The sequence below is a fragment of the uncultured Mailhella sp. genome, from assembly GCF_905187505.1.
Taxonomy (GTDB): domain Bacteria; phylum Desulfobacterota; class Desulfovibrionia; order Desulfovibrionales; family Desulfovibrionaceae; genus Mailhella.
In genome coordinates this window covers 1-11766 of record NZ_CAJJIC010000068.1, presented here as the reverse complement: position 1 = coordinate 11766, position 11766 = coordinate 1, and the positions used below count along the sequence as shown (strand labels likewise).

8 protein-coding genes are annotated in these 11766 nt (G+C 54.3%); 2 read left to right on the top strand and 6 right to left on the bottom strand.

The window, feature by feature from the left end; translation table 11 throughout:
* The 6 genes from QZZ60_RS07365 to QZZ60_RS07340 form a co-directional block, all read right to left on the bottom strand.
* The coding region (locus QZZ60_RS07365; protein WP_295639969.1) for a glycosyltransferase at nucleotides 1–2080 on the bottom strand (2080 nt) is incomplete at its 3' end.
* Nucleotides 2081–2160: 80 nt separating this feature from the next.
* Nucleotides 2161–2592 (bottom strand): N-acetyltransferase, encoded by a 432-nt coding sequence (locus QZZ60_RS07360; protein ID WP_295639966.1) that lies wholly within the window; start codon nucleotides 2590–2592, stop codon nucleotides 2161–2163.
* Nucleotides 2589–2993 carry an FdtA/QdtA family cupin domain-containing protein gene (locus tag QZZ60_RS07355; protein WP_295639961.1) on the bottom strand — a complete coding sequence of 135 codons (405 nt, stop codon included), beginning with the start codon at nucleotides 2991–2993 and terminating at the stop codon, nucleotides 2589–2591. Before QZZ60_RS07355 ends, QZZ60_RS07360 begins: the two co-directional genes overlap by 4 nt.
* Nucleotides 2994–3004: 11 nt before the next feature.
* Complete coding sequence (rfbA, locus tag QZZ60_RS07350) at nucleotides 3005–3892, bottom strand: glucose-1-phosphate thymidylyltransferase RfbA (protein WP_295639959.1); 888 nt, start codon at nucleotides 3890–3892, stop codon at nucleotides 3005–3007.
* Between the two features lie 1260 nt (nucleotides 3893–5152).
* Nucleotides 5153–6841, bottom strand: coding sequence for a sigma-54-dependent Fis family transcriptional regulator (locus QZZ60_RS07345; protein WP_295639957.1), 1689 nt, complete (start codon nucleotides 6839–6841; stop codon nucleotides 5153–5155).
* A 33-nt stretch (nucleotides 6842–6874) separates the two neighbouring features.
* Nucleotides 6875–7603 carry a septal ring lytic transglycosylase RlpA family protein gene (locus QZZ60_RS07340; RefSeq protein ID WP_295639954.1) on the bottom strand — a complete coding sequence of 243 codons (729 nt, stop codon included), beginning with the start codon at nucleotides 7601–7603 and terminating at the stop codon, nucleotides 6875–6877.
* 283 nt (nucleotides 7604–7886) lie between these two features.
* Between QZZ60_RS07340 and secA the strand changes: the two genes are divergently transcribed.
* Both secA and QZZ60_RS07330 read left to right on the top strand, forming a co-directional pair.
* Entirely contained in the window at nucleotides 7887–10589 is a 2703-nt protein-coding gene (gene secA, locus QZZ60_RS07335; RefSeq protein ID WP_295639952.1) for a preprotein translocase subunit SecA, read from the top strand.
* Between the two features lie 378 nt (nucleotides 10590–10967).
* Nucleotides 10968–11519, top strand: a complete 552-nt coding sequence (locus QZZ60_RS07330) for a GNAT family N-acetyltransferase (RefSeq protein WP_295639950.1) — start codon at nucleotides 10968–10970, stop codon at nucleotides 11517–11519.
* Nucleotides 11520–11766: the final 247 nt, after the last annotated feature.

The following is an 11766-nucleotide window of genomic DNA, read 5'->3' as shown; positions in this document are numbered from 1 at the left end:
TTACATTTTTCATTTCGTCCATTTTTATATATCCAGAAACAACGGCATTTATTCCTGAAATTTGTTGTATTGATTCAACATCTTTCATGCTTTCTTTTGTGTCCAAAAATACTTTCCATACAATATTCATAAATGGAGTTCTTATAACATTATGGACAAAACTGAGAGCAGAAAAGGCATAGTTGAAGAATATACTAAGGCAGTATTTGTGAAGATAGTCAATCCGATAATATTTGTATGTCATGTAATCGTATGGAGATGCAGTACAGAATATATCTATCTTATCTTTAAAGTCTTCAAACTCTAAAGTATCAAAATTATATGATAGAAATACATTACTGAATGATTTTGATAAATCATTATAAGTTTTGTTCATCATTTCCATCATATTATCAAATCCACGACTTATATCTGGAATGACGACAATGAATGGTTCAAAATGAGGATCATTTTCCATTTTATGATATAGTGGTGCAGCTGGAAAAACGCTGCTGAATATGACAAAAAATCCAATACGTATGGGAGTATGGCGGGATGCCAGCTCATTGACACGTTCAGGATAGGCTGCCTGAATGTTGAAAAATTTGCTGTTCTTTAATTTTTCATATTGCTTCTGCCGCCAGGCCTTTCGCTTCTTATGAGAGATAATAAGAAAAGAGCGCAGTCGTATTTTCTGTTCTTCAGTGAAGAAACAGTCTGGATGCTGATAAAGTGTCGATAACTTTCTTTTGCGAAAGGAATCTCTTTCTTTTTTGGGAAGAACGGTAAGGGCTTCGGCGTAAATGGCAGCTTTTTTTAAATAAAATACAACTCCGTTATGGTCGGATTTTTCTTCTGTGTCTTTTTGATTCGCTACAAGATCCATAAATACAGAATCGTCATAGAAGTGACATACTGTGCCAGGTTTGCAGCCGGGCTCGCTCACCAGAGGCATGTCAAGTATTTTTTCCATTTCACGGAATCGGTGTACCCAACGTGCATGATCTTCTACAAATTGCTGACATCCTTCTACAATTTTTTTACGGTAATCTTCATTGTCAAGAAGTTTTCGCGCAATGCTGTTCGCCTGCGAAGGACTTTTAAAGACCGGCAGGTCGACATAGTCATGGATCATTTCCGTGAGTTCCGAACTCTCGGAGGAAAGGAGGCAGGAGTTGCTGGCAAGCACGTCAAATACCCGCCATGAAAAACCTGCGCCTTTAGCCTGGGGATGCATGGGGCTCAAGGAGATACGGGAGCTGTTGTAAAAGTCGCTGACTTCCTGCAGAGACCAGACGATCTGCGGATCAAAGCTGGCAGCAAGCTGGGGAAATGTGGTATCCAGAAATTCCCAGCGTCCGTTATGGGCACAGAGTTTTAAACCAAATTCTGTGAGAGAGGAAAGTACGGCTGCCCGGATATCAAAGAAAGGATAAAGGTCGGCTTCTTCCAGACCTTCTTTATAGTATATTTCAGGAAAATACTTTTTAAAGAGTTTTGCATAATCATATGTTTTTGTTGTGTAGAATTCATCCATCATGGATGAAAAATTATTATAAAAGTTATGTTTTTTAATAATATTTATATATTTTGAACTATAGAAAAAACGCATACCAAGAAAAGAAATATTACACTGATCTTTTATACTGCTTTTTATTGATGTTGCCATTGGCATGTAATGTATTAATTTTTCATTGTATCCAAGTTTTATATAATCATCTATCCATTTATCAACAATTGAAAATATTTTATATCTTGATAAATGAGAAAGTATATAGTCTTGATCGCAGAAGTAATGAGGATTATCGCCATCATAAATGACAACAGGTGCATTGCACTCATCAAGAATACATTGAGGTATTCTATGATTAAATGTGATTATAAGATCAGGAGAAAAGTCGCTTACAGTAGAGCTTATATAATTATTAATATGTATATCTTTAACTGTATTTGATGTATAGCTGTTAAAAATAGATGTATTTATATATAATACATCATTTCCACATTCAGAAAAACTTTTTGCAAGCCCTTCCATGATACTGACAGGGCGTTTTATATCGTTTTCCTGTAACTTGTAGTAGCTTATTAATATTTTTGCCATAATGGTCTCCAGACCGTTAATACATGAAGTATTTCAGTGCAATGTGAAAGTACCAAGCCCTTCTTGTGCCAGGTAAGGCTTTAGTATTTCCCTTTTACAGTTATTCCTGCCGGTACGTTTTTCGTCACGACGGAGCCGGCGCCGACCATGGCATTTTCTCCGATCTCAATTCCGGGAAGAATGGTTGCATTGGCACCTATGGAAGCGCCGCAACGGATGATGATCCCTTCAAGTTTGAAATCTCTGTTTTTTGATTTGGGATGTCTGTCGTTGCAGAACGTGACGTTGGGGCCGATGAAGACATTGTCTTCCACGGTGATGCCGTCCCATAACTGAACGCCGCATTTGACGGTGACGTCGTTGCCTATGATCACGTCGTTTTCGATGAAGCAGTGAGAACAGATATTGCATCCACTGCCTATGTGTGCACCGGGCAGCACTACGCAGAACTGCCAGATGCTGGTGTTTTCACCAATGTTTCGGCTTTGAACATCGGACAGAGGGTGTATCATGCGAGCTGTTCCTTTTTGAATGCGTCATAGCTGCGTATGTAGTCTTCCTCATGGTAATGTTCGCTGGCCAGAACCATGAGCACGCAGTTTTCCGAAAAATCGTACATTTCCCGCCAGACGAGGCCTTCGATCAGCAATCCCTTGTCCGGCGAGTCAAGATGATACTGGTTCTTCTGTGAATTATATTCGCACGAGACGGTGACAGACCCTGAAACGGCTACAAGCATCTGCTTCAAGTGTCTGTGCGCATGGAACCCGCGTGGTGTGTCGCTGTGGGTGCCGTAGATGTAGTACACGCGTAAGACTTCAAACGGTATGTCGCTTCCGCTTTCCAGAGCAATGAGAGAACCCCGTTCGTCACCATGCACGGAAAATTTGACGATTTCCGTATTAGGCTTCATTTTTCCCCCTGTCAGTAAAGTTCATGCTTTTCCTCCAGTACCTTCATGAGGTACTCGCGATAGGCACCTTTCTTCATGTCATTAATGAGATGCTGCATCTGCTCTTCATTGATGAATCCCTTGGCAAAGGCTATTTCTTCCACGCAGGCGATCTTGAGCCCCTGCCTCTTTTCAATGACCTGCATGAAGTGTGTGGCGTCGGCCAGCGAGTCCGGCGTGCCGGCATCCAGCCATACGATGCCGCGTCCCATGGGCACCACGCTCATGCGGCCTTCGGAAAGGTACATGTTGTTGAGATCGGTGATTTCCAGCTCTCCGCGTGCGGAAGGCGAAAGCATTGCCGCCTTTTTGCACACGTCCGGTGGATAGAAGTACAGTCCCACGGAGGCATAGTTCGACTTGGGATGTTCGGGCTTTTCCTCAATGCTGAGCGCACGGCGGTTCTCGTCGAACTCCACGACACCGAAACGCTCGGGGTCGGAAACATGGTAGGCAAAGATGGTGGCGCGTGTGCCTGTGTTCTGCTTTACGGCACGACGGTAGATCTTCATCTGATTGCCCATGTAGAAGATGTTGTCGCCGAGAATGAGACATACGTCGTCTTCAGCCACGAAATCCGCACCCAGAGTGAAGGCCTGAGCTATGCCTTTGGGTTCCGGCTGAATCTTGTAGGAGAGCTTCAGGCCGAGCTGGGAGCCGTCGCCGAGAAGCCGTTCGATGTTGGGCGTATCCTGAGGAGTGGAGATGATGAGAATCTCTCTGATGTCGAACAGCATCAGCGTCGAGAGCGGATAGTAGATCATGGGCTTGTCGTACACGGGCAGAAGCTGTTTCGACGTGATCCGCGTCAGCGGATAAAGCCGCGTGCCGCTTCCTCCGGCAAGAAGTATGCCTTTCATGGTATCTCCTTAGATTGCCGTTGTGTGTTGAGGTCTGGAAGGAATGGCGGCAGGGCGCATCCGGTAAAGCCTCGCGCCTCTGACGGCCGGTCTTGCGTGATGCCGCAAAAACTGATGACGGAGCCGAAGATGTTCGGCGGATTTTGAAGGATGAGGGATTGCCGGCCGAAGAGCGGACGAGAACGGTCCGGGACGGCCGTTCAGGAAAAGTTCATTCGAGGGAGCCCCTTTTTCTGTCGACGCGGTGCGGCACAGATGTCTGACAACGGCATCCGGGCGTTCTTCGCCACAGGAGGAGGCCTGCCGGACACGCGTCGGGCTCCGGCCGTCGACCTGAGAGCGGACGATGAGAACGGGAAGCTCATGCCATTCTATAATACGTTGAAAAAACATAAAAAGTTCTTCCTGCATGAAAGGAGACGGGACGTTTTTGGGGGGAAGGTGCATGATGCTTCGGCGTTTTGTTCGGGAGACGTCCGTTGCTTAAAATTTTACTGTCATATTGACTGACAGTAAAAATTATCAAAATTACGATGAAATTTCCACTTTAAAAATGTCGGCCTGAAATTGAAGAAAAATATGTATAAAATTATGTTATTACAGAGTATTGAATGATGTTTCGACGGAAGATCCGTATTGTTTTTCTCACGGCAGGACGTCGGTTGAGTCGGCTTGTTCTGCCGAGGTGGGCAGGCGGCCGGTCACCGTTTCATATTTTTGCGAGAGCGTAGCCCGCGGGCTGCCGAGGATGCCCTCGGGCGTCTTCAGACGGTTGATGTTCGGCGACGAAAAGGTCGGTGAGAATCTTCGGCCGTGCGCAGGATTCGTGCCGGTCGGAGCTTTTCGCTCATGACCGTGGTGCACACGGAGGCTCAGTTTCTGCAAGGGCCCGAAAAATATTCGTCTGTTTTGTTTGAGGAGCATGGCGCCATGCCCGGAGTGCCTTGTGTGTAGAGGAAAGGGTATGAGAGATCCATGATTATATGCCGCTGAGGCACGGCATCATGCCGGACGGATGTCGGCGGGAGCTTGAGGCGCCTCAGGTCATGAGGGGAGGACGCCTTTTTCAGGCGGGGGAGCGGCGGACAGGAGGCGGCCCGTCATGCCGGAGAGTCTGGGCTGCGGCGCAGAAGGCCGCTGCCCGGAAGGCAAGAGCTTTCGGAATGTTTTGAAGTCGGGAGACGAGCTTTCCCCCGGTCATGGCTTCGGGCGGTTTTGGGCCCAAAGAGACACGGCGGCTGCATGGTCCCGCGTCGGAGGCTATTCGGCGTTCTTTTTTTTCTGGCGACGTACCCGCAGCGTGTTGGGATGAACGCAGAGCAGTGCGGCGGCGCCGTCGTCTCCGCCTATGCGTCCGCCGGTATGGCGCAGAGCGTCGTCGATGTAGCTTTCCGTGAGTTCCCGGAGCGAGGGCCACGGAGAGGAGCGGAGCAGATTGCGCAGGGCGACCGGGCCGTTCCATGTCTCATCTGTCGAGGGGACGACCGATCCTGAGGGGACGGCGCCTGCTGCGAGGGGGCAGACGAAACGGGACTCGCAGGATGGCGGAGTCGCGGCGGCCAGCGTTTTGTCCAGCTTGTGTATCTGTTCCAGTTCGCTGCTCAGGATGTCGTCGAACTTGAAGCTGCTTCCCTTGAACCGGACCAGCAGTCTTTCCATGAGGTGTTCGAGTTCCCTCACGTTGCCGGGCCAGTCGTGCTGACAGAGCTTTTCCAGCTGCTCAGGCGTGAGACTGGGGAAATTGACGCCCATGCTTGTGGCCTTTTCGATGAGAAAAAGTCTGGCGAGCGCCGGGATGTCGCTGCGGTGCGCCCTGAGCGGAGGCACGTGCAGCACGCAGACGTTGAGCCGGTACCACAGATCTTCGCGGAATTTTCCCTGACGTACCATGCTCATGAGATCGCGGTGCGTGGCGGCGATGACGCGTATGTCGAGCGGTATGGCGTGGGCGCTGCCCACCTTGCGGATTTCCCGCTGATCGAGCACGCGCAGAAGGCGGGCCTGCATGGAGAGGGGAAGGTCTCCTATTTCGTCCAGAAAGATGGTGCCGCCGTTGGCGGCCTCGAAATAGCCGGTATGCGCGCCGTAGGCTCCGGTGAAGGCGCCGCGTTCATGACCGAACATCTCGCTGTCGACGAGCTGTTCGTTGATGGCTCCGCAGTTGACCTTGACGAAGGGACGGCTGGAGCGCAGCGACAGCTCCTGCACGGCGTTTGCCACGAGTTCCTTGCCCGTGCCGGTTTCGCCGAGAATGAGCACGGTGCAGTCGGTGGAGGCGGCCTGTTTGATCTGGGTGTAGAGATCGTGCATGCCCTTGGTGGCGCGCAGCCGGTTGGAGGCGCTGCCGCCGGGATTGCCTATGCGTTCGGCGGGCTTTATGTCGCCCTTGTTCATGAAGTCTTCGCGCAGGCTCTCGCCGAGAGGTGCGGTGAGCAGCAGGAGCTTGTCCACCAGTTCCCGGGAAAAGGTGTTGGCGATGTTGGAACAGAAGATGAGCTGAAAGGTCGCTTCGCCCACGGTGAAGAGCGGGATGCGCAGATAGGAGGCGAGATCCTCCTCGCGCAGGCTCGTCTGAACGTTCTTGAGCATGAAGGCGTTGTTGATGGTGTACGGACGCAGGGAGTCCGAGCCCATGAGCAGGTTGATCTGTTCCTGGGTGAAGTTGGTGGTGGCCAGCGTGCGCACGCGGTTGTGCGTGTCGGAGAGCGTGTCGGCAAGGGGAGTGAAGATGGAGGTCTTGTAGCGTCGGAATCCGCAGAAGATGCGAGTGAGGGGAAAGTGTTCACTCAGAATGCCGAAGAGATAGGTGAGGGCGGAGCCTATGCCTATCTGCCGGCTGAGCAGAACGCAGGATTTTGCGCACAGCGCCAGCTCATCGTCATTCAGGCGGAGCACCGAACCGCCGGACGCGGATTTTTTTTCATGAGGAACTTCGGCAGACAGAGGCATGGAATCTCCAGAGCTCGCGTGGACGGAAGGATGTTATTCCGCAACGACGAAAAGGCCGCGATATCTGAGGCTCAGGGTACGGGCGGTTTTTTCGGCGACGGAACGGGAGTGATAGGGACCGAGCTGAACGAAGTTGAGATCGTTGCCGTCGTGCGTGGCGATGCGGCAGCCGTAGCCCTGCGTGCGCATGAAGTCCGCGAGATTGACGGCCCGGGGGCGTTCCCGGAAGGACCCTATCTGAACGTAGAAGAGGCCGAGCATGTCGCCGTCGGGCGTGAAGAACGACGGCTCTCTCCCGTCTTCCAGAGCAATGAGACGAACGCGCGCCGTGCCCTTGCCGAGCATGCCGAGATCCCTGGCGGCTGCGCGGGAAAGATCGATGATGCGGCTGTCGACAAAGGGACCGCGGTCGTTGACGCGCACTTCCGTGGTTCGGCCGTTTTCCAGATTGATGACGCGAAGGCGCGTGCCGAAGGGCAAGAGCTTGTGGGCGGCCGTCATGGCGTTCTGGTTGTAGCGCTCGCCGTTGGAAGTCTTTTTGCCGTGAAATCCGGGGCCGTACCAGGAGGCCACGCCGGTTTCCACGAAATCGTGCGCGGATTTGAGGGGGTAGTAGGTCTTGCCGCGTACCGTGTAGGCGCTGGTGCCCCGATAGCGGCCGTTCTGATAACCGGTGTTTCTGGTGGAACAGCCCCCGAGAACGAGGGCGGAGACGGCCAGAAGGCACAAAATCGCGAAAAGCGGTCGATAGGGTCTGGACATGGTTTCTGCCTGAAGCGAACGGAAGACGCCCGGAGGCCCGGCACACCATGTGCCCGAGGGCGGGCAGGCTTCCCGTCATCATGAATCATGCGGAGCGATTTGTCCAGACCGTGAGCTTGCCGCGGCTGCTGCACCGTCGCTCATGCCGCGGTTTTCCGGAGGCGGGGCGGAGAATTTTTCCCTGTCGGCAAAATATGAGAAAAAGGGGTGGTTGACCATTTGCCAAACAGAGAGGCATGACTTATCTTCTGCCTTGTTCCAACGACTTTTTCTGGAGATACCCATGATCAAGTTTCTGATCGGCAAAATATTCGGCACCCGCAACGAACGCTATCTCCGTTCCCTGCGTTCCAAGCTGAAGAAGTGCAACGCCCTTGAACCGCAGATGAAAGCTCTCTCCGATGAGGAGATCCCCGCAAAACTCGCGGAATACCGCGATCAGGTGCAGAACGGCGGCCGCTCGCTGGACGACGTGCTGCCCGAGGTGTTCGCCCTGGTGCGCGAAGCCTCCTCCCGCGTCATGGGCATGCGTCACTACGACGTGCAGCTCGTGGGCGGCATGGTGCTGCACGCGGGCAAGATCGCGGAAATGAAGACCGGTGAAGGCAAGACCCTTGTGGCCACGCTGCCCGTGGTGCTCAACGCGCTTTCCGGCAAGGGCGTGCACGTGGTCACCGTGAACGACTATCTTGCCCGCCGCGACGCGGAGTGGATGGGCCGTCTCTACAACTTCCTCGGGCTTTCCGTGGGCGTCATCGTGCAGGGGCTGACCGATGATGAGCGCAAGGCCGCCTATGCCTGCGACATCACCTACGGCACCAACAACGAGTTCGGCTTCGACTATCTGCGCGACAACATGAAGTTCTATGCCGAGCAGCTCGTGCAGCGCGGCCACAACTTCGCCATCGTGGACGAAGTGGACTCCATTCTCATCGATGAGGCCAGAACGCCCCTCATCATTTCCGGTGCGAGCGACGAATCCACCGAACTGTATCAGGCCATGGACGCCGTGGTTCGCCAGCTCAAGGCCGAGGAAGACTACACGCTTGACGAAAAGGCCAAGACCGCCATGCTTACCGACGCGGGCGTGGCCAAGTGCGAAAAGATTCTCGGCATCGACAACCTTTTCGATCCCGCGAGCATTTCCTATCAGCATCACATTCTTCAGTCGCTCAAGGCGCATCACTGCTTCAAGCGCGATGTGGACTACATCGTGAGCGACGAGGGCAAGGTGGTCATCGTCGACGAATTCACGGGACGTCTCATGCCCGGCCGCCGTTTCAGCGACGGCCTGCATCAGGCACTGGAAGCCAAGGAAGGCGTGAAGGTCGAAGCCGAGAACCAGACGCTTGCCAGCATCACCTTCCAGAACTACTTCCGCATGTACGACAAGCTGGCGGGTATGACCGGCACGGCGCAGACCGAAGCCGTGGAATTCGATCAGATCTATCATCTGGAAACCATCACCATTCCCACCAACAAGCCCATGATCCGCAAGGATCTGCCCGACCTCATCTTCCGCACGCAGCGCGAGAAGTACCATGCCATCATCGAGTCCATCAAGGAACTCTACAAGACCGGACAGCCCGTGCTCGTGGGCACCATTTCCATTGAGACGTCCGAGCTTCTTTCCTCCATGCTCAAGAAGGAAGGCGTGCCGCACAGCGTGCTGAACGCCAAGCATCACGCCGAGGAAGCGGCCATCGTGGCGCAGGCCGGTCAGAAGGGACATGTGACCATCGCCACCAACATGGCCGGCCGCGGCACCGACATCGTGCTCGGCGAAGGCGTGAAGGAACTCGGCGGTCTGCACATCCTCGGCACGGAACGTCATGAAAGCCGCCGCATCGACAATCAGCTGCGCGGTCGTTCCGGCCGTCAGGGCGATCCCGGTTCCTCCCGCTTCTATCTCTCGCTGGAAGACAACCTCATGCGGCTTTTCGGTTCGGAACGCATTTCCGGCCTCATGGAAAAGCTGGGCATGAAGGAAGGCGAGCCCATTGAGAACCGCATGGTGTCCAAGGCCATTGAAAACGCCCAGAAGCGCGTGGAAGGCCACAACTTTGAAATACGCAAGACGCTGCTCGACTACGACAACGTCATGAACCAGCAGCGCGAGGTCATCTACACGCTTCGCCGCGACCTCATGCAGCTGCCCGATGTGGAAGGCGTGCTTTTCGACTTCGTCGACGAAGTGCTCGACAACATCTATCAGCCCGTGGAGGCCATCAAGGAAGCTCCCGACGCCCAGATGTGCGCCGAGGTGAACAGCCGTCTCATGGAAACGCTCAACATCGCGCGTGCCATGCCCGAGATGACCATGAGCGCCATTCCGTCCCGCGAGCAGTCTCTCGAGGCCGTAAAGAAGATATTCCAGGAGCTGCGCGAGGAGGCCGGGCCCGTATACAACGACATTCTGCGCTATTTCCTGCTGGAATCGCTCGACCGCTGCTGGAAGGATCATCTGCGCGCCATGGACTATCTGCGTGAAGGCATAGGACTGCGCGGCTACGCTCAGCGAGATCCCAAGCGTGAATATCAGAGCGAAGGTCTGGCCATGTTCAAGGAAATGCTCTTCCGCATTCATGAAGGCGCGCTCACTTCGCTTACCCATGTGCGCATGAAGCGTGTGGAAGCCGAGCCTGCGGAGAATGCCGAGGGCGACGCGGCGCAGCCGGAAGGCGAGGGGGACGCGGTGCAGCCTGTCGAAGAAGCGGGCGTTCCCGCTGCGGAAGAAAAGCCTGCCGAAGAAGCGTCTGCGGAACCGGAAAAGGCTCCCGAGCCGGAGGAGCCGGCCGGGCAGCCCAAGGCTGAGCCGCCGCTGAATCTCCGTCACAAGACCGATCCCGCCGCCATGGGTGACGGCGGAGCGTCCGCGGTGAAGGAAGAGCATCACCTCTACAACGGCGTGAAGGTGGGACGGAATGATCCGTGCCCCTGCGGCAGCGGCAAGAAGTTCAAGAAGTGCTGCGGCAGAAATCTGTAGAACGATGAACGATCCCCGCGGTTCCTTAGGTTCCGCGGGGATTTCTGGTTAAAATTTCCCCCATCCGGGCTGAGTTTCCCGAAAAGTCATTGCATGCGGGGCAATGAAGGCCGCGCAGATGCCGCGTCCGGCTCCGGTTGCAGGAGCGGTCTTTCGGCATGCCGCCCCGGGGCGCAGGAACACACTGGTAGTCCGTACGCCCCGGCGGAGGAAAAGGCCGATGAAGCATGACGGTTTTGGCCGGGATGCGACATGGTGCGCATTCAGGGGGCCTGCCGGCGAGGCGACCTGATCAGGCGAGGAAGGCTGATGCGCCCGGCGGCGCATTGTCCGGAGGGAAGGATGTTTGGGGAAGCATGATTGAGGAGGTGACGGGGCATGATACGCAGAGGAATGAAACGCGACATTGATGCGGTGGAGCGACATTATGAGGAGCTTTTCACGTTTGAGGAGAAGCGCGGCAGTCGTACCAACTGGAAGAGAGGCGTGTATCCGACACGAAGCGTGGCGGAAAAAGGCGTGGAGGACGGCACGCTGTATGTGATGGAAGAGGACGGGAAACTGTGCGCCAGCATGATTCTCAATCAGGTTCAGCTCGAGTCGTACGCCTCCATTCCTTGGCTTTACCCTGCGGAGCCGGACAAGGTGCTTGTCATTCATACGCTCTGCGTGCCGCCCTCGCAGGCGGGCAGGGGCGTAGGTTCGGGCATGGTGCGGTTTGCGCTGGAGGAAGGTGCCCGGCGCGGCTGCGAGGTGATGCGCCTGGATACCTGGGAGAATAATGAGCCCGCCGCAAACATGTACCGGCGTCTGGGCTTCCGCTATGCCGGCAAGTCGGCCGTGCTGTTTGCGGACGCCATTTCCGAGAACCTTATTTTTCTTGAAAGAAGAATCCTCGAGCCGGAGGGCGTATCCGAGGCGCGGAAGTAGCGTGAGAGCGACGGCGGGCGTGAGATCTGTAAGGATGGACGTCATGGACATACCGAGGTCTGTCGCAAGGATTCTCTTGAGACGTTTTCGGATAGCTCAGGGGAGGAGCTCTCGGCAGGAGGGCGCATCACGGGTGCTGCGTCGTGCGGCAGTCCGGAGAAAGAAACGAGCCTCCGCAGAATGGCGGCATGACGTTCTGCAACAATCTACTTGTATATTATGCGGTGCTGTTTGGCGGTCAAGCACT